At 34.1% G+C, this 21617-nt stretch carries 21 protein-coding genes and 1 other RNA gene; 3 read left to right on the forward strand and 19 right to left on the reverse strand.

From position 1 onward, the window contains the following. Window positions 1-114: 114 nt before the first annotated feature. The 12 genes from NX902_RS15640 to NX902_RS15695 form a co-directional block, all read right to left on the reverse strand. Entirely contained in the window at window positions 115-1398 is a 1284-nt protein-coding gene (locus tag NX902_RS15640) for a hypothetical protein (protein ID WP_095332818.1), read from the reverse strand. Continuing rightward, the gene (locus tag NX902_RS15645; protein WP_163186026.1) at window positions 1395-2084 is read right to left on the reverse strand and encodes a DUF624 domain-containing protein; all 690 of its coding nucleotides are present in this window, start codon (window positions 2082-2084) and stop codon (window positions 1395-1397) included. The genes NX902_RS15640 and NX902_RS15645 overlap by 4 nt, the downstream gene beginning before the upstream one ends. Continuing rightward, a complete protein-coding gene (locus tag NX902_RS15650; protein ID WP_341160833.1) occupies window positions 2053-2661 on the reverse strand; it encodes an AraC family transcriptional regulator in 609 nt (202 codons plus the stop codon). Before NX902_RS15650 ends, NX902_RS15645 begins: the two co-directional genes overlap by 32 nt. 115 nt (window positions 2662-2776) lie before the next feature. After that, the gene (locus NX902_RS15655) at window positions 2777-3505 is read right to left on the reverse strand and encodes a response regulator (RefSeq protein WP_341160834.1); all 729 of its coding nucleotides are present in this window, start codon (window positions 3503-3505) and stop codon (window positions 2777-2779) included. A 12-nt stretch (window positions 3506-3517) separates the two neighbouring features. After that, window positions 3518-5284, reverse strand: a complete 1767-nt coding sequence (locus NX902_RS15660; protein ID WP_163186018.1) for a cache domain-containing sensor histidine kinase — start codon at window positions 5282-5284, stop codon at window positions 3518-3520. A 111-nt stretch (window positions 5285-5395) separates the two neighbouring features. Further along, window positions 5396-7624, reverse strand: coding sequence for a glycosyl hydrolase family 95 catalytic domain-containing protein (locus NX902_RS15665; RefSeq protein WP_204259851.1), 2229 nt, complete (start codon window positions 7622-7624; stop codon window positions 5396-5398). 42 nt (window positions 7625-7666) lie between these two features. After that, entirely contained in the window at window positions 7667-7828 is a 162-nt protein-coding gene (locus NX902_RS15670) for a hypothetical protein (RefSeq protein ID WP_163186012.1), read from the reverse strand. A 227-nt stretch (window positions 7829-8055) separates the two neighbouring features. Then, window positions 8056-8511, reverse strand: coding sequence for an IS200/IS605 family transposase (gene tnpA / locus NX902_RS15675; protein WP_095330205.1), 456 nt, complete (start codon window positions 8509-8511; stop codon window positions 8056-8058). A 162-nt stretch (window positions 8512-8673) separates the two neighbouring features. Beyond that, window positions 8674-8865: non-coding RNA, 6S RNA (ssrS, locus tag NX902_RS15680), on the reverse strand. 74 nt (window positions 8866-8939) lie between these two features. Then, window positions 8940-9497, reverse strand: a complete 558-nt coding sequence (gene efp / locus NX902_RS15685) for an elongation factor P (RefSeq protein ID WP_047941155.1) — start codon at window positions 9495-9497, stop codon at window positions 8940-8942. A 12-nt stretch (window positions 9498-9509) separates the two neighbouring features. Next, entirely contained in the window at window positions 9510-10571 is a 1062-nt protein-coding gene (locus tag NX902_RS15690) for a M24 family metallopeptidase (protein ID WP_095332811.1), read from the reverse strand. A gap of 252 nt (window positions 10572-10823) precedes the next feature. Next, a complete protein-coding gene (locus tag NX902_RS15695) occupies window positions 10824-11354 on the reverse strand; it encodes a YqhR family membrane protein (RefSeq protein ID WP_123257923.1) in 531 nt (176 codons plus the stop codon). A gap of 229 nt (window positions 11355-11583) precedes the next feature. On the opposite strand from NX902_RS15695, the gene NX902_RS15700 reads away from it, so the two are divergent. Continuing rightward, window positions 11584-12525, forward strand: a complete 942-nt coding sequence (locus NX902_RS15700; protein WP_095332808.1) for a DUF1385 domain-containing protein — start codon at window positions 11584-11586, stop codon at window positions 12523-12525. A gap of 188 nt (window positions 12526-12713) precedes the next feature. Next, window positions 12714-13103 (forward strand): SA1362 family protein, encoded by a 390-nt coding sequence (locus NX902_RS15705; RefSeq protein WP_235850335.1) that lies wholly within the window; start codon window positions 12714-12716, stop codon window positions 13101-13103. Window positions 13104-13163: 60 nt separating this feature from the next. Here the strand turns inward: NX902_RS15705 and NX902_RS15710 are convergent, their stop codons facing one another. After that, window positions 13164-14048: a patatin-like phospholipase family protein gene (locus NX902_RS15710; protein WP_095332804.1), complete on the reverse strand. Its 885-nt coding sequence runs from the start codon at window positions 14046-14048 to the stop codon at window positions 13164-13166. A gap of 325 nt (window positions 14049-14373) precedes the next feature. Here NX902_RS15710 and NX902_RS15715 point away from each other — a divergent pair, with 325 nt between their 5' ends. Next, entirely contained in the window at window positions 14374-14619 is a 246-nt protein-coding gene (locus NX902_RS15715) for a spore coat protein (protein WP_123257924.1), read from the forward strand. Window positions 14620-14830: 211 nt separating this feature from the next. Here NX902_RS15715 and NX902_RS15720 read toward each other — a convergent pair whose 3' ends face one another. From NX902_RS15720 to NX902_RS15745, 6 genes are all read right to left on the reverse strand, one after another. Next, window positions 14831-15118 (reverse strand): hypothetical protein, encoded by a 288-nt coding sequence (locus NX902_RS15720; RefSeq protein ID WP_047941163.1) that lies wholly within the window; start codon window positions 15116-15118, stop codon window positions 14831-14833. Further along, window positions 15118-15417 carry a DUF2089 family protein gene (locus NX902_RS15725; protein ID WP_095332801.1) on the reverse strand — a complete coding sequence of 100 codons (300 nt, stop codon included), beginning with the start codon at window positions 15415-15417 and terminating at the stop codon, window positions 15118-15120. Before NX902_RS15725 ends, NX902_RS15720 begins: the two co-directional genes overlap by 1 nt. Before the next feature lie 463 nt (window positions 15418-15880). After that, complete coding sequence (vanY, locus tag NX902_RS15730; protein ID WP_095332799.1) at window positions 15881-16777, reverse strand: VanY-A/VanY-F/VanY-M family D-Ala-D-Ala carboxypeptidase; 897 nt, start codon at window positions 16775-16777, stop codon at window positions 15881-15883. Window positions 16778-16867: 90 nt separating this feature from the next. Then, complete coding sequence (locus tag NX902_RS15735; protein ID WP_341160835.1) at window positions 16868-17980, reverse strand: HAMP domain-containing sensor histidine kinase; 1113 nt, start codon at window positions 17978-17980, stop codon at window positions 16868-16870. Then, the gene (locus NX902_RS15740; RefSeq protein WP_095332797.1) at window positions 17973-18671 is read right to left on the reverse strand and encodes a response regulator transcription factor; all 699 of its coding nucleotides are present in this window, start codon (window positions 18669-18671) and stop codon (window positions 17973-17975) included. Before NX902_RS15740 ends, NX902_RS15735 begins: the two co-directional genes overlap by 8 nt. Before the next feature lie 277 nt (window positions 18672-18948). Then, window positions 18949-21501 carry a vitamin B12-dependent ribonucleotide reductase gene (locus tag NX902_RS15745; RefSeq protein WP_341160836.1) on the reverse strand — a complete coding sequence of 851 codons (2553 nt, stop codon included), beginning with the start codon at window positions 21499-21501 and terminating at the stop codon, window positions 18949-18951. Window positions 21502-21617: the final 116 nt, after the last annotated feature.

The following is a 21617-nucleotide window of genomic DNA, read 5'->3' on the forward strand; positions in this document are numbered from 1 at the left end:
GAGCACTTTGATAAGATGCAAATTTATCTTCTAGAAGTACTGCTACCAATTTGTCTATTGGATATATTTCTAAACTACCTTATATGAAAGAATTTCAGCCATCTAATTGCTCGATTAATCAAATTCATTAACTTGCTTAAGCATCGTTACTAATTGGTCTTTTTTGATAACAAAATCAATATTGCCATTCTCTTTAATAGCAAACATGTTATTATTTGTTTTCAAAGGATAAAATTCTAGTTTTCGACTATGTTCTCTTCCGTCAGACGCAAACTCATACGCCATTTTCAAATAAGGTTTCTTTTCTAATGCTTCTCCTTTATATTCCTTATTTGCAGATAGTACAGCAATATATTGATATAAATTTCGAAAGTCTGCTTCATCTATATTGCTATTATTCAATTGAAAGGTAGAAATAATCTTGTCTGATGTACTATTAAGTCGATGGATAGCAGTTATCTGCTCTGATTGTTTGCCTTCAATTGTCCACTTGTTCAAAGCATCTGCCATAATAAGGCACAGAAACTTATCGATAATAGAAAAAGGGCGATTTACTAAATTTTCGATTTGCCCTTTTGGAACGACAAACAAATTTTTTTCTTTATTAACGGTAGCATAGTATTGATTATTTTCATCCTTTAACAATTTTAAAGTATATTCCTTGCCCTCTTCTTGAATAATAATCTCCTTCCAATTGATCAGCTTACTTTGATCGATTTCATTTGATGGATCTGATACTTTTAAATGTGTAAGTGTAGATAAGATTTCATCCATTTTTTTGTATTCCACTGAATAGTCGTGTGAATAATAGTCATGAAGAAACCATCCACTTATAAAGGGGGCCTTTTCTACAGATGAATAATCAGTTTGTTTACTCAAGGAATAATGATCTCGCTCTCCCCGAAATTCAATTTTTTTTATCTGATCTGCTTCTAGCGGAAATGCCTTCTTTTCCGAAAAAATGACCGGCGAATAGTATTTCACAAGATTTGGAACATTATAAAGCTGATAGGTTTGGTTTTGTCTCACTAAATAATATTGATTTTTCTTTTTATATAACTTCATTTGTGATTGATCTGCTGCCACCTCGAATAATAAATCCATTTCATTCTGCTCTTTCACTTTATCTCCTCTCATATTTGAAAAAGCTAGCACAAATTGATTTGCCATATCATCTTGGAAAGTCTGTTCCTTTACAGTCCAATCACTTCCTTCTTTGCTGAGTTTTATCGAACTGTCCTGTTGTTTAATATGCAACTCACTTGCCTGCTCGATGTTTTTTAAGTTTATGCTGCTTTGTTTGGGAGAAGCATGTTCACTTTCCTGATTGCAACTTACCAACAGACACATTACGAAAGGGATAAAAATATATAGATAGTTTTTTGGACTGGTTTTCATTTTTTTAACTCCTTCTCTAGCTGATACAGCACCGGATTTGTATAATACATTAAAATAAAGCCGAACAGGCTAAAAGCAAATAAAAAGGATACAGCGGGGACATAGTAAAAAAAAACAATAAGAATAACAGAAGTGGACAAGTGTAAAAATGCTTTTCCTGGAAATCGCAACAATATAAATGGTCCTGTTTTTAATAGTGTTTTCATATTACTTTCAAATCGGCTTAATACACTAAGACCAATACTTGTGGTGATAAAGACGATTGCTAAAAGAATAGCAACTACACAAGCCAGTATTAAATTATTTTTTTGTAGCATATAAAAAAAATCAATAAATAAGATAAAAAGGATGGTTAACTGTATAAACCAATAAATAAAACTGAGTTTAAAATTTGTTTTATAATCCATGAAAAAATCTCTTACTGGAGTAATACCACCTTCTCTTAACAATCGTCCGTTAGTTGAGAAAAGGGCAGTGAGACTTGCTCCCATAGGGAGAAGTGATATATAAAACAGCATAATATTTTCTAGGGAAAATGGAAAAAGTAGTAAAGCAGTAAAGAATAATATATTACTGAATACAAAACATAGATTCAAAAGAAAGAAAGTGGATATGTAATTTAGAATATGATAAAGCTGCCTACTGTTCATCGCTTCACCCATTGCCTTGTAATTTTCGGTATTCATTTGGTGACATGCCACAGTGTCGCTTAAACTTTTTATAAAAATAGTCCAAATTAGCATAACCTGTTCTTTCTGCAATCTCATAAATCATCAAATTAGAATCTTTTAGTAGTTGTTTTGCTTTGCCCATTCGTATTTCATCTAAATATTGAGAATAGCTTTTTCCTGTTTCTTTTTTGAATTTCTTGCCGATGTAAGCGTTGTTATAATTAAAGTGCTCTGATATAATTTTTAGATTTAAATCTTCCTTATAGTGTTTTTGTGTATATCTTTCTATTTCTTGGATCGTATTAATTCTATTAAAGCTTTCATTCACAATTTGCTGTAACACACGATAACTATTTTCCATTTCCTTCATTAACTGTTCCATCGTCCTACTTCTTGCAATACTCCTTTCAGCAGTATTCGCCACTTCCTGCAAGCGCTCTCTATCTGTTGGGTTAATAGTATCTATCACGTTATTTACAACACTTTGTAACTCCTTACTGACATTCCATTTGATTTCATTTTCATGGAGGGGATGATAACGGAAGTTTTCCTTATATTTAAATAAAGAATTTGCAAGATCTCCATCATACAAAATATCCTTTAACAGCTGCTCTGGTATATTTCCTGTAAAATGAGTTTTAGCTTGTAAACTTTTTATCCTTTCATTTGAAATAACCCCTAAGTTGGCATAAGAAAAGGTAATATCCTTACTTTCTTATCTCTTTATATAGCTGCTTCAAATGACTGCTTTTATTTTGCCATGAAGACTGAAGTATAACTTCACCTTCTTGACTGGCTATAGACAGTAGTTCCTTTTCCACGGTATCTAAATCAAAATCATCTAAAATTAGCGTCAAAGCATACGTATAATCATCGTGTGTGAATAAATAGCAAAGAACGTTTTTATTCTCCCTTATTCTTGTCTGAAATTCCCTTGCTATTGATTGGTTTGGAAAACGAATTAAACAAGCTAAACGATATTCAAGCGTACAGTGCTTAAAATCTCCTTCAAAAATATTTTTCCTTAGAAGATTGTAGATATCATTATTCGTCCCTTTCTGTTTATCTACTTCTTTGCGTATCCCTAACAATATATCTGTTAATTCATCTTCATCTATTGGTTTTAACAAATATGATACTGTTCCTAAGCGAATGGCTTTTTGAGCATAAGTAAATTCTGAATATCCTGATAGAATAATAGAATAAAAAGTTTCTCCTCTCTTTTGGGCAGTCTGTATCATTTCTAACCCGTCCATCTCAGGCATTCGTATATCTGTTATTACTAAATCAGGCTGGTATTCATTAATTAGTTTTATTCCTTCTTTCCCATTTTGAGCAGCACCAACAATTTCAAATCCATATTCCTGCCAATCAATAATATAAGGAAGTCCCTCTCTAATTACCGGCTCGTCATCAACAATTAGTACTTTTTTCATTTTATACGCCCCCTATGCTTTTATTGGGATGGTAACTTTAACAATCGTTCCCTTCCCTTCTGTACTAGTTATTGTTAGTCCGTATTTTTTTCCATACATTCTTTTTATTCTTTCGTTCACATTATTCAAGCCAATGCGGTTTCCTATTTTCTCTTTATGTAATATTTGTTGAATTTCGATTAATTTTTCTTTCGATATGCCTTTGCCATCATCTTGAATAAAAATATGAATAGCTTCTTCCATTTGCACAATATTTATTAGAATAAGTCCACTTTCTACTTTTTCTTCAATCCCATGCACAAATGCATTTTCAACAATAGGCTGCAAGATAAGGGGAAGAATATTATATTGTGCTGTATTTACATCTGATGTAATTTCATATCTAATTCTATTTCCAAAGCGAAGCTGCTGAATTCGCAGATAAAGCAGTAAAAAATCAATTTCCTCACTTAATTTCACATATTTCTGCTGATTATTTTCAAGGGATCTTCTTAATAGTTTGCTTAAAATTTTTACACTTTCCGATACTTCTTTATCCTTATTCTTTAATGCTCTCATCCGTATCATTTCTAATGTATTATAAAGAAAGTGTGGATTAATTTGACTCGCCAATAATTTAAATTCCGATTCCTTCTGCTGCAGCTGCCAGCTTTTTTCTTGTAATTGATGCTGATAATTTTTATGCAATAGATCTCTTAGGCTTTCCATTGTTGTATAAAGCTGAATATAGATATCTCTTATTTCATCATTGCCATCAATCGTTATCGGAATATCAAAATCACCGTTTGCCACTTTATGCATAGAATCTTTTAATTGTAATATCCTTCTATCCATAGAACTTGTATATCTTTTAATAACAAATAATACTAGTAACATAACAAGACCAATAATTGTATAGCTCTTTATCATTATTTTATTTACTTCGTTCAATATTTCTTGATTATTCATTACTGTCACTACTTGAAAATGATTCGTAATGGACTTAGGCAAATCTAACATTTGCCCATAAAATATAAATGGTTTTGTTTCTTTCATTTCAATGGAATATGTCTCCCCAACATTTATTGGGTGATTTTTCATTTTGTTTTGCAATTGTTTTGTTAAGTAGTTTTTCGGTGTATGGTTTGTATATTGAAAATTCGTTAGCTCTTTGTCTAATAGTAAAGCGTTATCAATTGTTGCCGAATTTAATATATCCATTAACGATAACTCATCCACATAAATGGCAAGAATACCAAGAAACTGATTTTCCAAGTTATACACACTTCTGACTAATGCCAAAAAAGGTTTCTCTGTTACTGGGTCTACTAGATTACACCAATAAATCTTTCCTTTTCCCTCTAGAGCCATTTCATACCAATTCATCTCTTTTATTTGTTCATCAGCAAAAACGAAGTTCGAATTGGTCATAAATGATTTATTATTTACAAAAAATCGAATATTAGCTAAATTACTATGATACCTAAGAAAATAATCAAATAAAGTGAATTCATTATACCCTTCAATCATTTCTTTTGGATTGGCATACCTTTTTGTTACAAGCTCTTCCAAGCCTTCATCCTGATATATCCAATCTGATATTTGGATAATGGAAGTGAAATTATCTTCTAGCCCCTTCCTTACTCTTTCGGTTTCAACTAGTATATCTCTTTCTCGAGACTTAATCATATCCTGCCTTATATTTATCGTTAAATAAATCCCTACAATAAATATTGGGATAACTACACTTAAGAACATAAGCATCAATCTTCTTTTTATAGGTATAAATTTACTACGCATCTTTCATCGCCTCTCTACTTAGACAGCACTATTTTTAGATGAAGACGATATCTGTGTCTAATTCGTTATTGCATTGTTAATAACATCTTCTAGCAAGTACTATTCAAAGACTTATCTTTTTTCCCATGTATCAAAAGTACAAGTCCAAGTATATTGCCACATATTTTTATTTAACTGTTTTAGATGCGTGGTCTCCTTTTTCACATGATATTGATTACCTAAATTCAGATTTGGAAAGCGATTTTCCTTTTGTTCTAAAGTGATAGAAACATCACCCTTTTCTATATCCCATTCTAAAGCTTGGACATAAAAATTATCGGGTAAACAAATACCAGTAGCCTTTCCTCTGCTTAAAAAGTAAGGGACCGTCTTTAAGATCGTGACACTATCCTCATGTTCCGAATAAATTAGGCAATCATGAATTACTTTCGGCAAAGAACCATTCGCATCTACATTAAATATATTTTTATCTCGATAATGGGCAGTTGCCAATGAATCCATAAATGCGTTTTCCAACACCAGTGCTTCTAAAGATTCTGTTACTTCTTTTGTTTGCTCTAAACTAATCGCACACATTGCTGCGTGCATTCTCCCATGGGAAGATGTTGTATCGCCTTCTATATTATTTAACCAAGAATCCATTCGTTTTCTAAAAGCTATTTTTGCAGATTCCCATAATTCCGGTGTATCTTGATTTATCTCTTTTGTTTGGAAAAGCGGATACAAATTGGAAAAATGACGATGATTATCATTTTCTACTGTTCTTGGATCTAGCCATTCCGCTATACCACCATCCTCTAACAAACGATAAGGTGGGATTTGTTTATAAAATTGCTTATAAATCTTTGCCACTTCTTCACCCAAGTGGGTTTTCGCCTCAATATAGTACTTTAACACACTCTTAACAATCGCAATATCCATTGTTGTATTGTCTCCCATTCCATTTTCAGCTGAATAGCTTGGGGACAAGCGAAGTTTTCCTTCTTTACACTGTGCAAAGTCTAAATAAAATGCCAGCACTTCTTCATAAAAAGGGATGCATTCATGTTTCAAAAAAGCTGCATCTTTTGTATAATGCCAATATTCATGATAAAAGTAAGCGAGCCAACCGGCTCCTGATATCCAAAAAATGAGCGGCCATTCTTCATTCCAATGTACATGTTTTGCTGTAGTACTGGCATGTGCAGGTACCAAAAATCCATGACATCCATAGTAGGATTGCGCATTTTCTCTAAAATCTGGATAATACTTTTTTAATCGTTCAAAAAAGCTGCGATATTCTGCAAAATAGCCACTGCTTGCTAATGATGAAATAGCCAGCTGGACATTTGTATCAAATGTATAATCACCACTCCAAGCAGGATGTAAGGTTCCCGACCAGATTCCCTGCAATGTCGGAATTCCATTTGCCATTGATTGAATGATATATCGTGATGCTTGATAAAAAAGCTGCATAAATACTGGTGTTATTTGTTTTCTAGTTCTCATTTCTGAAAGAACTTCTTCAAGATAAATAGTTCCTTGTTCATCCGTTAATAAAAGTTTGACAGCATTAAATTTTTTTGAAAAACTTTTTTTGTGTTCAATAACTGCCTTTTCATAACAACGGACTTGTCTTTCCTCTCTGTTTTTTTCAACGCATTGGATTGTAAAATAAATGGTGGTAGAATCATGAAACATCAGGCTATCTCTTTTAGAGATGATTCTCCCATCAGTGGAATCGATAGACCAGATTACATCATAGCCAGTTTGATCTTGATATCTATGTTCCCATTTTAACTTGCCATTCGCTGCGACAGTTATCTTCTCTTCCATTTTTATTTCTTTCCAATTAACCGGAATAATGCTTCCAGTTAACGGTTTTTCACTTTTAATTTTACCAAAAATACAATTTTCCTTTTTGGAGGCAAATAAGGTTTCTTCTACCTTGCCTCCTATTGAAGAATCATAAGTTACTTGAATCATTCCATTTTGAAAATCAGTGATCCTCTGATAATTTTCTATTGATGCTTGTTTTATCTCTATAAGGAACCTAGCAGCTGGTATAAAAGGATCACTCATCGTTAAACCCTTATAGCCTTGTTCTTGGGCTCTCTCATAAAAATATCTAATTCCTTCCCTATAGCCTTGCATATCTATAATGGAGCGAAGTTCTTCCAGATAGGGAGCTAAATATGGTAGCTTTTGCATTTGATTACCTTTTAGAAATAGGTCTTGAACTGTAAAATCCAAATAAGTTATATGTGGATTTCCATATAGTGCCAGCCCAATCTTTCCATTTCCAATTAATAGGCCATCTTCCCAACGATCAGCTATGGTACGATTAATTAATTTTGTCATCATTAACTATCCCCTATCTTTAAAGTAAGCTATTTCGATGATCTATAATGAACCAGATATTTTTTTACACAGCTTTGGTTCTGTCTCCCAGTAGGTCGCCAATACTTCTGCACCTACGGGATGAATAGTATCACTAAGCATTCTGCAGCCGCTTGATTGATCATTTGCAATATGCACCTTATAGTTTTTTTGATAAAGAATCAATCCTTTCACACTTATGATTGCGCTTACATATTTTAATAATAACAATTATGCTATTAAAAATAGCTGTAAATATTAGTTATAAAAATAGAAAAATTAGTGGTTTCTACGATCGATTAAAGTAAGTATCCGCCGGTAGAACCGGCGGTTTTAATTTCGCCCTATAAGGGCACTTTACCAACGAAGCCCCTAAAGGGACCTCTAAATTGACCGCCAACCGTTTACTCTCCCTACTTATCTTTAAATGGATCGACGTATTCTCGTTTGCTCATATTATCTCGCAAACGGTCCTCTGCTTCTTGCTCTCGTATATACTTTGCAATTGTTTTTTCGTTTAATCCAACCGTACTTACGTAATATCCTTTCGCCCAAAACGTTCGATTTCCATGATTATATTTTAAATTTGCATGTCTATCATGGATCATCAATGAACTTTTACCTTTTAAATATCCCATGAAATACGAAACAGACATTTTCGGTGGTATTTTTACCAGCATGTGTATATGATCTGGCATGGCATGTGCTTCCATTATTTCTACATCTTTCATTTCACATAGTTTTCTCAATATAGCACCTATATCTTTTCTTAATTTCCCATATACTACTTTCCTTCTGTATTTGGGAATAAATACGATATGATACTTACAATTCCATCTTGTATGTGATAAACTATTGTCGCTCGACATGAGCAGAACTCCTCTCGTTATTTGAAGTTGGTTTGACGGCCATCTTCTATTATAACGATTGGAGTTTTTTTCTAATACGACTCTACAAGTTTTATTTTCACACAGGCAGAGCCTGTGGTTTAAAAAGAGTAATAAAAAAAGAAGGAAACCAATGGTTTCCTTCTTTTTGCCGCATTTGCCGCTTTGATGTATGGAGTTTCAAAACCTGCTCCACCAGGTGGGTGTTCGCAAAAGCTCTCATCATATGTCCTAATGACAAATGGCATTAGGCCTGCTGATCCTGCTTTAATATAGAACTCCCTAATTATCGATAAAGGTTGAAACTTCATACGATAACGTACAACGCAGCTTCTATGTTTTTATCATACATGATTATGGAAAGAAAAGCAAATGGAAAATAAAGTATATCCTCTGATTTCCCTGCCTGTTTACGCGCGTGAAACGTAACTTGCTTCAGATGTATTAATGATTAAACGATCACCTTGGTTAACGAAGAAAGGAACTTGAACAGTTAGCCCTGTCTCCATTACAGCTGGTTTAGTACCCCCAGAAGCAGTATCCCCTTTAATACCTGGTTCTGTTTCGGTAACTTCTAATTCAACTGTATTTGGTAATTCTACCCCTAATGTTTCTGATTGGTACATCATAATATGGACTTCCATATTTTCTTTTAAGAATTTTAATTCATATTCAATAACAGCCTCAGGAAGTTCAATTTGGTCATAAGATTCAACATCCATGAATACATGCTGGTCACCATTTGCATATAAATATTGCATTTTACGGTTATCAATTTGTGCTTTCGCCACTTTTTCCCCAGCTCTAAAAGTTTTTTCTTGAACAGCACCTGTACGTAAATTCTTTAATTTGGAACGAACAAAAGCTGCACCCTTACCAGGTTTAACGTGTTGGAAATCCAATACGCGCCAAATTCCTCCGTCTACCTCAATTGTTAAACCTGTTTTAAAATCGTTTACTGATATCATGCAGTAATCCTCCTATAAAATAATCAATTCTTTCGTTGAATGGGTTAAAGCTTCATTATGATCTTCGGTTATAATTGTATCATCTTCAATACGCACTCCACCTAGACCTGGAATATAAATTCCTGGTTCTACTGTTACTACCATACCTGGTTCTAATGGAGCACTATTTCGGAAGGATAGGTTCGGTCCTTCATGTACTTCTAACCCTATTCCATGTCCGGTTGTATGTCCAAAATACTCTCCATATCCTTTTTCAGTTATGTAATCACGCGTAAGTGCATCTGCTTCGACACCAGTCATACCTGGTTTAATGCCTTCCATACCCTTAAGTTGAGCTTTTAAAACAATATCATAGATTTCTTTTAATTTCTCATCTGGGTTACCGACAGCGATCGTTCTCGTAATATCAGATACATATCCATTATAATACGCACCATAATCTAATGTAATGAAATCACCAGCTTCAATCACTTTATCGGATGCTACACCATGCGGCAATGCAGATCTTTTTCCTGATGCAACAATAGTATCAAAGGAAGATGAAGTGGCGCCTAATTTTCTCATAAAAAACTCTAATTCATTCGAAACTTCCAATTCTGTTTTCCCGACCTTGATGAAATCAAGAATATGGGTGAAAGCAGCGTCAGCAATCTTAGCAGCTTCCTTTAATATCTTAATCTCTTCATTTGTCTTAATCAAGCGTAACTTTTCAATAATTCCTGAAACAGGCACTAATTCACCTTTTACTACTGTTTCTAACTCCTTATACTGAGTAAAAGTCGTATAATCTTGTTCGAATGCCAATTTCTTGATTCCTAATTTCTCTGCTTGAGTAGCAACCTCTTGCAAAATTGCTCCTTTATGCTGGACGATTTCAAAACCAATACATTGATTCCCAGCTTGCTCTACATAACGAAAATCTGTAATGAATAACGCTTTTTCGCCACTGATTAAGACTGCTCCAGCAGAACCTGTAAAATTGCTTACATAGCGTCTATTATAGGTACTTGTTATTAAAATACCTTCTGCCCCAACTTCTGTCAGCGCTTCTCTTATTCTTTTCAGTTTCTCCATTTATAATCCTCTCCCTTAGTTTATACACTTTCTAGAGGCTCACAGTTCAGCCTTCCCTATTCTAGACAAGGTAAAAATCTGAATGATGAAAAAAGTACACTCATGTTAATTAGTTTAACATAAATACAGGTAGAATACAGGCAAAATTGCATGTAAACAGAGATTTTAGTTACCCTAACTAGCTGATCCAAAAAACATCTTAAAAAACTGAAAAAATCAGAGTTCGTTTGCCCTTTTCAATATTCTATAGGTTTAATCCCCTTCGTTCCCTGTCATATTCGTAACTGCTTTTTTGTCTTTATATTTTTTCAACTGAATTTCACTTTCTTCATAAGAGATTGAAGTTCCCACAAATACCCCATATAAAACGTATAAACAAACTGACGAAATGATTGTATCTCTTTTTAATTCCAAAAAAGGTGCCATACTTGGAAAAAGGGGATTTAAAATAACAAAAACACAAACAAACAAAGCAATACCGTACCCCATGCCAATGTAAATGGTTTTAAATTTTCTTAATATTAAATAATAGGCAAAGGCTGCTCCAGTGGAGAAAAAACCTATGGCAATGAAGCTTATGATCGTTCCAAGCCATCCATATTTCCAGCTCCCAATCGCCCAAGGTTCTAAAATAAAATTAGGGCGTAATTCGGTAAAATTAAAAATATATCCTATGTAACCGATAAACGTCCAGAATATTCCGCCAAACATTCCTGTCCAAATTACTAATGAAATAAAAGACATTGGTCTTTCTTTTTCATGTGAATCTTGTTGATTACCCATCCTGTCCACCTCCGAATATTAGTATGTCCCATTCCTTTTCTTTCCTTGCAAAATATCTCTTTAACATCTTTTTGAACAAAGTAATATGAAAGAAAGGAATGTCCTGCTAGTGGTTTTTTGAATTTTTTAGTAATATAGTAATAGGGGAATTTACAACCTTCATATTCTTCCCTTTTATAGGAAGCTTGTTGTTTTCACCTAATTTATCCTGAGGTTGGTGTAATTATACATGTCAAGTGAACAAAAACCATTATACGGAGGCCAAGCTGTTGTAGAAGGTGTAATGTTTGGTGGTAAACATCATTATGTCACCGCGATTAGACGAAAAGATCAGTCTGTAGATTACTTTCATCTTCCAAGAACGTATAATGAAAAGCTTACAAGATTAAAAAAAATTCCATTTTTAAGAGGGCTTATTGCCATTATTGAATCGAGTGGAAATGGAACAAAACATTTAAATTTCTCAACAGACAGATTTGATTTAGATCCTTCTGAAGATTATAAATTAGAAGAACAAGAACCTTCTAAATTATCGATGATTTTAGGGGTAGCTGTTCTCGGAGTCCTATCCTTTCTATTCGGAAAATTCATTTTCACGCTTATTCCAACCTTTTTAGCAGCTTTATTTATGCCTATCATTTCTGGTCATGTTGCCCAAATATTGTTAGAAAGCTTGTTTAAACTAATTCTTTTACTTGGATATATTTACTTTGTTTCCCTCACTCCCATTATAAAAAGGGTATTTCAGTATCATGGAGCTGAACATAAAGTAATTAACGCATATGAAAATGGGAAAGACTTGACTGTGCAAAATGTGCAAGCAGCTTCTAGATTACATTATCGCTGTGGATCAAGCTTTATCCTTTTTACCGTAATAGTTGGTTTATTTCTTTATCTATTCTTCTATCCAGAAAATCTATTAGAAAGAGTATTAATCCGAATTGCTTTAATTCCAGTAGTTATCGGGATTTCATTTGAAGTACTTCAAATCACGAATAAATTAAGAGACGTTCCTGTGTTAAAATATCTTGGTTTACCTGGACTATGGCTGCAATTATTAACGACAAAAGAACCAAGTGATGATCAAGTAGAAGTAGCGATACTTTCCTTCAATGAATTAAAAAGACGCGAGGAAGAAACTGAAGCACAATTATCAACAACAAATGATTGAATAAATAGAAGTAATGGGTATTATCTTTAAAAAGGGATTATCCCTTTTTTAATGGGTATTATCCCTACCAATACGAAAAATCTTTTTTCTGAAAACTTTTTCAAGTGAACAATTTAACCTTTTTTGAATAAACTTTTCTTATTAATAGTTTAAAAGTTAGAAAAAATGCTCATCATGCTTTTAGGGAGGTGGCTTTTTTGAAGAACCGATTTTCACTTATTTTATTTGGAAGTATCATTTTCCTTGCTTTCATTGGTCTAACTGTAAATTTAATTAAGAATCCTAGTGGATTTTTTCTAAACATTGTTGTGATGGTTGCTGTCGGTGGCATTATATGGTTCATTTATCGCCATTTAAGTACATCTAGTCCCCAAAAAAGAGAGCAAAAAGCTTTTCTAAAAGCTGCAAAGCAATCAAAGAAAAGGCTACAGACAAAAGACAGATCATCTTCTGGACAACAACAATCAACAAAAACCTCTTCCATAAAAGCAAATAAGCATAAAAGAAGTAAAAGCACTGCTCATTTGACTGTTATTGAAGGCAAGAAGAGCAAAAAGAAGAATCGAGCTTCCTTATAAAGGCTCGATTCTTCTTTTTAACATTCTTATCAATAGCGATACACCTCTTTAAAGAACTATTTAATAAGCCCATGATTTAAAAAATTTCATGGCACAATCTCTCCCTAGTTGTATTAACTTCGCTTGATCCTCTTTCGTAAGCGCAAATTCTGTTGCTAAAACCCCTTCAGTTGGAACAAAGATGATATTTTTCTCATGTTTACGCGAAATATATCTCGAATCATGAGCGTCTTTCATTGTTTCAAACATTGCTGCAAATAAATCTATGGCATTTGTGATTTTATGCTTTGGATGCTCCGTGATATTATGACTTAACTTAATCCCTAATACGGGTCGTGTTTTCAATACATTTTCTTGATCAAATAACCACATTGGAAAATTACTTAATACACCGCCATCGACAACGACATTTTTATTTGCCTTATTGCCGATTATCACTGGTTCAAAAAAATAAGGAAGACTGCAACTCATTCGAATAGCCTTTGCAATGGAAAATGTCTGAGGATTGATACCATATTTCGGTAAATCATCTGGCAGGATCATTAATACGCCATTTGTAATATCTGAAGCGACAAAACGTAATGTTTGATGAGGAATATCCGCAAAAGTTCTTAATCCTTTTGCTGCTAATTTTTCTTCTATCCATTTTTCTAATTCCTCCCCTTTATATAGTCCTAATTTCCAATAGAGAAAGAACCATTTTGCAAGGGGAAAGGGTATGAATAACTTTCTTTCATCTAAAAACGAATTTAAATCCAATTCTTCAAGTAGCTTTGCTATCTCTCTGCTTGTATAGCCTGCAGCAATTAGGGCTGCAATAATGGAACCAGCACTTGTTCCTGCTAGTCTAGCAAACTGAAAGCCACGCTGTTCCACTACCTCATAGGCGCCTACTAATGCCAGCCCCTTAATTCCCCCGCCAGAAAATACCCCGTCTATATACATATAATCACTCCTTTTAAAAGCGGTTAAGACGAAAGATATAGATGGAATCCCTACACCTCCCTACCTCAAATTTAGTATTACAAAGTGAAAAATAGTACAGAAGACAAGTTAAAAGTTAGTGGTTTTATAAGCATCTTTTTAGCTAAATTATAAAATTGCCGTATGCTTGTTAGGCATTTGTATCAAGCAAAATAGCGCTGAGAAACATACACTATTTCGAAAGCAGAAAAATCTAGGCACTTTCCTTTGCAAAAAAGCTAATAAAAAGATGAAGTTTGTTTTAAGGATATGTGTTAAAACAAAAATACAAAGAGGAGGAAATGTTATGCAAAATCAATACATTTATACAAATGACCTACGAAGAATTCGACCTGGCTTTGGAAGACCAGGATTCGGAAGACCAGGGTTTGGTTTTGGAAGACCAGGGTTTGGAAGACCAGGATTTGGATTTGGACTAGGATTATTAGGCGGATTTGCAACTGGTGCATTGCTTAGTCCAGCATTTGTTGGAGGATGGGGTTATCCACCATTTGGTTTCGGCTTTGGCGTTCCGCCATTTGGTTTTTATTAAAAACCGGTTGTTCCCTATAGTTTATGTATGGTGAAAACAGTATAAATCATAACTTAATCTAGCAATCATTTGCGAATTTGTTAAAAAGAAGAATTCACTATCGCAATAGAAATAAACCTAAACAATAATATGTAAGTTCCATTACATTATTGTTTAGGTATTTATTCGTGACCAATATACATAGTTCAGAAGTACCTTTACTAAGCTTTCGCTATTTCATATCATGAGATTTCATTTTATCTAATTCTTTTCTTCTTTTTTCGTGAAGATATTTTCTTCCGCCACTCCATTCTGCAAGAAGAAATAAACTTCCTAATAACAGAATAAGGATGTATGCAATAAAACTTTCGATTCGATCTGTTGCCAGCATCCATGTAACAAATCCAATATAAAGTAAAGGTAAAACTGCTCCCCAGTAAATGCTGTTTCTAGTTGAAAAGAAGAACTGAACAGCTAAAATACCAGCAGTAATAAAAACACCATAAAAATCTATATCCATTATTTCTCATTCCTTTCTTTTTTATATTTTTCAATAATTAATTTTGCATCTTCCACACTTATACGATCATCAATTGAGAGGCCCTTGATAAATTTAATAAACTCTTCGTTTTCCAAGACATCATTCATTTTAATTTTATCGATTAAACGATCAAGTTTAAGTCTCACTGTTGGATAGGAAACCTCATAGATTTTGGCAATTTCTTTTAACGATCCTGAAGTTAGAATAAACTTCTTGATAAATTCAAGATCTTCAATTTCTAATGTTAAAATCCAGTTTGGTACATCTTTTATATCCACACAACCTCACTCCTTTCTATTTATCACAAAATTAGTTTAACATATTTTTGAAAAAAATAAAACAAAATATTAATTTTATTAAAAACATTTTATATCTACACTTTAATTTTTATGATAATTTAGTTAAGTTTTTTAGAGTTTTATTTAAGAATGAAAGAAGTTATTACTTTAAATCATTACTTTCTCTACCAATAATTGGAGCGGAAGGGGTGAGACTCCTATGGGCTGATAGAAAGTCTGAGACCCTGCAGGAGCGTATGAGACGAAGCGGCTCGGCGCTCGACCCAAGGAAAGCGAACCCCTGTAGCGGAAATAAATACCTTATTAGAAGAGGTCATAAAAAAAGACCATAGGCAAAACCTCAAATTTCAAAGAGTTTGTCTATAGTCTGAGAGACTGTGCATTTCACAGCCTTCTTTTACATGTAATTCAGTTTTGGGATTAATCACATTTTGCATCCCCCTCATCTATCCATCTGAGAAGGATTTGTTTCCCCATTAAATACTGTCACTATAACACCATCTATATTGTTGCCTGATAGCTCATAGTGAAGATTGTCTGGTACATGAATATCCGTAGTTTTTGCGAGTGGATAATAAGAGACATCATATTTTTTCTCATTTAGCGTAATAGAAATGTTTCTTTCTTCTTTTAAATAAGCTAAGTATTCTTCTAAAACTAAATCCTTTTCCGCCATAATTGCACTATGCGGCAATCCAACATAGCGAATGTGCCAAGGTTCATATTGAATTCCAGTAACTTCTGTTTTATCCTTGGGATAACGTAATATAAAGCCATATCTCCAAGCGTTATTCTCTAACCATTTACCTTCAGGTGCTGCCTCCATCTTCATTTGTGTAGATCCTACATCAAGTGATAAACCTAAATTATGTTCGCTATAGCCTGCCGGCAAAGCATAGTCTGCCCCCATATCATGATACAGAACATTTTGCTCCTCAAAGTCTCGAAAGCCACTACTAATTAGAAAATGATTAACCCCTTCCTTTTTAGCGGCAGCTATCATCTCTGAGAATTTATGGAGTACCTCCTTAGACAATTTAATTTTATTATCGAACAGCACAAATCCCTGTGTCCATTCTTTATGTCTGAATAACTCGACAACATCTGACTTTATACTCTCTTGATGAACCGGAAATTCTTTATTAATCAGAAGCAAATTTCCTTGAAAGACCATTTCTCTTGAAATCTTTATTTTTCGTAAACCCTCATCGTTAGCACGATTGTCTAAATATCCACTGTTTTTTTGAATCACTATTTTATCTGAAAGAGGAGATTCTTTATAGACAAAGAAAAAAAACACACCTATTAATAATAACAATAAACATCCCCACTTCTTCATTTTAAAATCCTCCTTATTCTTATAAATAATAGAATAGGGGCAACTTTTTAAAAAAAGAGTAGGGTAAAGTTTAAATTTTTCTTAAATTCTTTATAAAATTTCAATTGGTGCATTTTCCTGCGGTAAACGTACTTCAAACACAGTACGTATCAAATTACTTTCAGCTTTTATCGTGCCATTATGCTGCTCCACAATATTCTTTGCAATGAATAAACCAAGGCCTGTGCTATTTTCTTGCTGAGTTCGTGCTTTATCACCTGTATAAAACATATCAAAAAGAAAAGGGTGTTCTTCAGCCGGAATACTATCTCCATAATTCACAATCTGAACAACTACTACATTTTCTTCAACAAAACCATTAATGTCCACATACCGGCCATCATATCCATATCGAATAGCATTAGTTAAAAGATTTTCAAATACACGAGCTAATAACTCTCCATCTCCCCAAATAAGTAAACGGGGGAGAATATTTATTCGGGCAATCAAATCATTTTTTTCGAAAACAGGATATAATTCTTCTTTTAATTGAAGAAGTAAATCACTTATATTAATTTCCTTCTTATCAATTGGCAGCATCCCATAGTTCATTCTAGTAATTTCGAATAATTCATCAATCAATCTTTCCAAACGCTGGGATTTAGTATAAGCAATCGTTAAAAAATGCCTCCGTTGTTCTTTAGTCAACTTCTCATCCTTCAGGATTAAGTCTAAATAACCTAAAATAGAAGTTAAGGGAGTACGCAAATCATGAGCCAAATTTACAACTAACTGTTCCTTACTACTTTCTGAAAAGTCTCCTCTTTGTATGGCATCTTCTAATTTCTCGCTAGCCAGATTAATTGCTTGTCCAATATCTCCAAATTCATCATTTGAGTTGATTATTACTTTATGTTTAAAATGCCCATGAGAAAGATAATGAATTCCATTGGATATATCCTTGAAATAATTTGAATAAGGCTTTGTGAGTATATAAAAAAACAATAAGGACAGGCAGAAAAATAATATAAAGAAGAAGGCAAAATCTCCAATACTTTTGATGAATTGACGAAGTAGTACTAGTGAATCACCATATTGAACCATCGTATGATAGTAAAGTTGTAACACTTTATAAATGAAATAAGTGATGATACCTGTCAGAAACATACTGGCAGCAAATAATGCAGTTATTCTAGCACGAAAACTGCGCATAAATTTAGCCATTGAAAGCATACCCCACTCCCCATACAGTTTTGATAATCTTATTTTTCCGCTTATCTTCTCCAAGCTTCTTCCTCAATGTACGTATATGCACCATTACCGTATTAGCTCCTTCAAAATATGCATCCCCCCATACTTTTTGAAAGATATTTTCAACACTATAAACTTTTTTCGGATGACTGGCTAACAAATGTAATATATCAAACTCTTTCGGTGTCAGTTCAATCGTTTCTCCTTGAAGCAACACAGTACGTTGCTCAAGTGAAATGACTATTTCACCAAATTCCAAGATTGTTTTATTAGTGCTTGCGATTGGATTATTCAGCTTCATAAATCGTCGTAACTGAGCATTTACACGTGCCACTAATTCAATGGGAGTAAATGGCTTTGTCATATAATCATCTGCTCCAATCACTAATCCATGGACTTTATCAAAATCAGAAGTTTTTGCACTCAAAAAAATGATAGGCATATTATATTTTTCCCGAATCAGGCGAGTTACGTCATATCCATCCATTATCGGCATCATTATGTCTAAAATCACTAAATCAATGGACCGAGTCTGGATAGCTAATATTGCATCTTGGCCATTAAGCACTTTCACGCAATTGTAACCTTCTTTTTCTAGATGGATTGCAACCAGATCAGCAATCTCTTCCTCATCATCTGCAATTAAAATCGAAATAGTTTTCATCTGTTTCACTCCTTTAAGAAGTTTCATCGCTTTAATAGCACAACTCCAAGCTTCAAAAATGGTTAGGAGGAATACCGTTTTTCAATATATCCTCTCCTAGTTCTATTCATTACTATAAGCTGTTATACTACTTTTACGCAACTTCTCCTGTCCCTATTTAGTATCACATAAATTCATTCTCAACTTTCAGCTATAAAAAAACCTCTTCATTAATATTAAGAAGAGGTTTTTTGGGAGAATGTTTTCAATTCAGCCATTTTTCTATATCTAAAATTTATTAAAGTCCACATTTTAATTGTGTGTTGCAATTCGTACAAGTATTACAGCCGCCAATTTCTTCGACGACGCCTTGTCTGCATACAGGACAAGTATCGCCTATCTCTGACCCAATCGTTACGTTTGTTGATTGCAATTCATTTATTGTATCAACAAGAACAACATGTGTTTTTTCCTGTTTTTGTAGTAGTATATCTTCGAATGTATTCTCTTCTGCCTTTAATGTTAGCACTTGACTGTCACGTGAACCATCAACATATACCGTACCACCCTTAGCGCCGCCACGGTATAATCTCTCATATACTTTCTGAACCTGCTCTACACTATATCCTTTTGGCGCATTTACCGTTTTACTAATAGAGCTGTCAATCCATCGCTGAATGATACATTGTACATCAGCATGAGTCTCAGGTGCCAGATCCATTGCAGCAACGAACCAATTGGGAAGATTATCTGAGTCTGCCTCTGGATGTGCATCTAAATATTCTTGAACAATATCTGCTTTTACTTCGATAAATTTTCCAAGTCTCCCGCTTCGGAAGTAAGAGAAGGAGAAGTATGGCTCTAGACCAGTTGATACCCCAACCATTGTACCTGTGCTTCCGGTTGGTGCAACAGTTAATAAATGGGAATTACGGATACCATATTGAAGAATATTGTCTCTAATATCCTCAGGCATTTTTTTCATGTAGCCAGTATGAATAAAAGCATTGCGTAATCCCGCTTCTTCCTCTTCTGTTTCTGCTTGTAAGAATGGGAAGCTGCCTTTTTCTTTTGCCAAGTCAATCGATGTTCTGTATGCAGTTGTTGCAATCGTTTCAAATACTCTATCTACTAAGACATTTCCTTCTTCACTGCCATATTCTGTTTCACAGTATATGAGTAAATCATGAAGGTCCATTACTCCAAGTCCAACACGGCGCTCTCCTAGAGCCTGGTTTTTATTTTCTTCCAAGAAGTAAGGTGTGGCATCAATAACATTATCCTGCAATCTTACGCCTACTTCTACTGTTTTCTTAAGCTTCTCAAAATTAACGGTCTTGTTTTCTTTATCTGCCATTTCTGCAAGATTAACAGCAGCAAGGTTACATACACTATATGGTGCCAGCGGCTGCTCACCACATGGGTTTGTCGCGACAACTTTTTGACCGTAGCTAGTTGCGTTTGTCATTTCATTCGCATTATCAATATAGAAGATACCGGGCTCTGCAGAATAAGTTGCACAGATATTAATTAGATTCCATAATTCCTTTGCCTTCATTTTACGATAAATACGAACTCTATTTCCTTTTGCCTCCCACTCTCTTACATCACCAACTTTATGCCATTCTTCATTATAATGTTGCATTTGCTCCTCATCGTAACTTTCTACATCTGGGAAACGAAGTGCATATTCTTCATCCTTTTCCACCGCTTCCATAAATTCATTTGTTAAGCAGACAGAAATATTTGCGCCAGTTAAAAATTCTGTCTGATGAACGGAATATGTCCCGCCGATTGAAAGCTTTTCTTCTGCATCCCTGAAAATTTCCTCGTTAAAACCACCTTGGCCAGGGATATTCTTATAATTTAGAATGCCTCGATACATGGCACGCTCTTTTTCCGTTAATGGCGTAAATTTTAATTTATCTTGTGCATATTTTTTAATGGTTTGATCTTGTGTATTATCGATCAAGAACCGTAAAATGCGGGGATTTTGCATTTTCGAAATAATGAATTCAATAATATCTGGATGCCAGTCAGCTAGCATAATCATTTGAGCGCCACGACGAGATCCACCTTGCTCTACTAAATGGGTTAATTTTGCAATATCATCCAACCAAGAAACAGAACCTGAAGATTTTCCATTAACTCCTTTGGCTAATGTATTCCGCGGTCTTAATGTAGATCCATTTGTTCCTACACCGCCTCCACGACTCATGATTTCCATAACCTGCTTACGATGCTCAGAAATACCTTCTCTTGAATCTGGAACAAAAGGCATTACATAGCAATTAAAATATGTAACATCTGTTCCTGCACCTGCTCCATATAACACACGACCAGCCGGGATGAAGTTCAAATTAACAAGCTCATGGTAAAACTTTTCGAACCATTCTTTTCTTTTCTCTTCCGTCTTTTCTACTGACGCTAGACCAGTTGCATTACGCTTAGCGATTTGCTCATAATATAGCTCCAGTGGTTTTTCAATAACCTCTAAAGAACGAATGACAACACCTGTTTCTGCTTCTTTTCCTTCCAGCACACCACGATAATCTTCTTCTACTAACACTGTTGCCGTGTTTAAGACATGATCAATTTCTTGAATAAATCCTAGTCCTCTTGCGGGAAACTTAGGATCCTCTTTAATAGTTAAAACCACAAAATCACCAGCAGTTAATGTAATTTTCTCTGTATCTTTATACGTATAACGATCAAGCATTACCAGTCGAGAAACGCCTTTATATGTTAGCTTCATATCTGGGGTAATTGGATGGACCTCCGGAAATAAAGCAATATCCTTATTCAGCTTCTCAACATTTAACTTAATACCCTGGCTTAACAATACTGACATGCAGACAACTCCTTCACTCATAAAAAAATGCTAACTAATTGATGAAAAATTTCTATTAAACTTAAATTAAGAAACTTCTATCCATAATCATGGTTAATTGATCCATACATACCTTT

This window comes from Niallia sp. FSL W8-0954 (assembly GCF_038005605.1).
GTDB classification, from domain to species: domain Bacteria; phylum Bacillota; class Bacilli; order Bacillales; family Cytobacillaceae; genus Niallia; species Niallia circulans_A.

Excerpts from the sequence above, each read along its gene's own strand:
- NX902_RS15720 (WP_047941163.1), bottom strand. The coding sequence starts at position 15,118 with ATGGATATAGATTTTTATGGTGTTTTTATTACTGCTGGTATTTTAGCT.
- tnpA (WP_095330205.1), bottom strand. The coding sequence starts at position 8,511 with ATGTCGAGCGACAATAGTTTATCACATACAAGATGGAATTGTAAGTAT.
- NX902_RS15660 (WP_163186018.1), bottom strand. The coding sequence starts at position 5,284 with ATGCGTAGTAAATTTATACCTATAAAAAGAAGATTGATGCTTATGTTC.
- vanY (WP_095332799.1), bottom strand. The coding sequence starts at position 16,777 with ATGAAGAAGTGGGGATGTTTATTGTTATTATTAATAGGTGTGTTTTTT.
- NX902_RS15655 (WP_341160834.1), bottom strand. The coding sequence starts at position 3,505 with ATGAAAAAAGTACTAATTGTTGATGACGAGCCGGTAATTAGAGAGGGA.
- efp (WP_047941155.1), bottom strand. The coding sequence starts at position 9,497 with ATGATATCAGTAAACGATTTTAAAACAGGTTTAACAATTGAGGTAGAC.
- NX902_RS15710 (WP_095332804.1), bottom strand. The coding sequence starts at position 14,048 with ATGTATATAGACGGGGTATTTTCTGGCGGGGGAATTAAGGGGCTGGCA.
- NX902_RS15645 (WP_163186026.1), bottom strand. The coding sequence starts at position 2,084 with ATGAATACCGAAAATTACAAGGCAATGGGTGAAGCGATGAACAGTAGG.
- NX902_RS15740 (WP_095332797.1), bottom strand. The coding sequence starts at position 18,671 with ATGAAAACTATTTCGATTTTAATTGCAGATGATGAGGAAGAGATTGCT.
- NX902_RS15665 (WP_204259851.1), bottom strand. The coding sequence starts at position 7,624 with ATGACAAAATTAATTAATCGTACCATAGCTGATCGTTGGGAAGATGGC.
- NX902_RS15640 (WP_095332818.1), bottom strand. The coding sequence starts at position 1,398 with ATGAAAACCAGTCCAAAAAACTATCTATATATTTTTATCCCTTTCGTA.
- NX902_RS15700 (WP_095332808.1), top strand. The coding sequence starts at position 11,584 with ATGTCAAGTGAACAAAAACCATTATACGGAGGCCAAGCTGTTGTAGAA.
- NX902_RS15735 (WP_341160835.1), bottom strand. The coding sequence starts at position 17,980 with ATGGCTAAATTTATGCGCAGTTTTCGTGCTAGAATAACTGCATTATTT.
- NX902_RS15745 (WP_341160836.1), bottom strand. The coding sequence starts at position 21,501 with ATGTCAGTATTGTTAAGCCAGGGTATTAAGTTAAATGTTGAGAAGCTG.
- NX902_RS15695 (WP_123257923.1), bottom strand. The coding sequence starts at position 11,354 with ATGGGTAATCAACAAGATTCACATGAAAAAGAAAGACCAATGTCTTTT.
- NX902_RS15690 (WP_095332811.1), bottom strand. The coding sequence starts at position 10,571 with ATGGAGAAACTGAAAAGAATAAGAGAAGCGCTGACAGAAGTTGGGGCA.
- NX902_RS15715 (WP_123257924.1), top strand. The coding sequence starts at position 14,374 with ATGCAAAATCAATACATTTATACAAATGACCTACGAAGAATTCGACCT.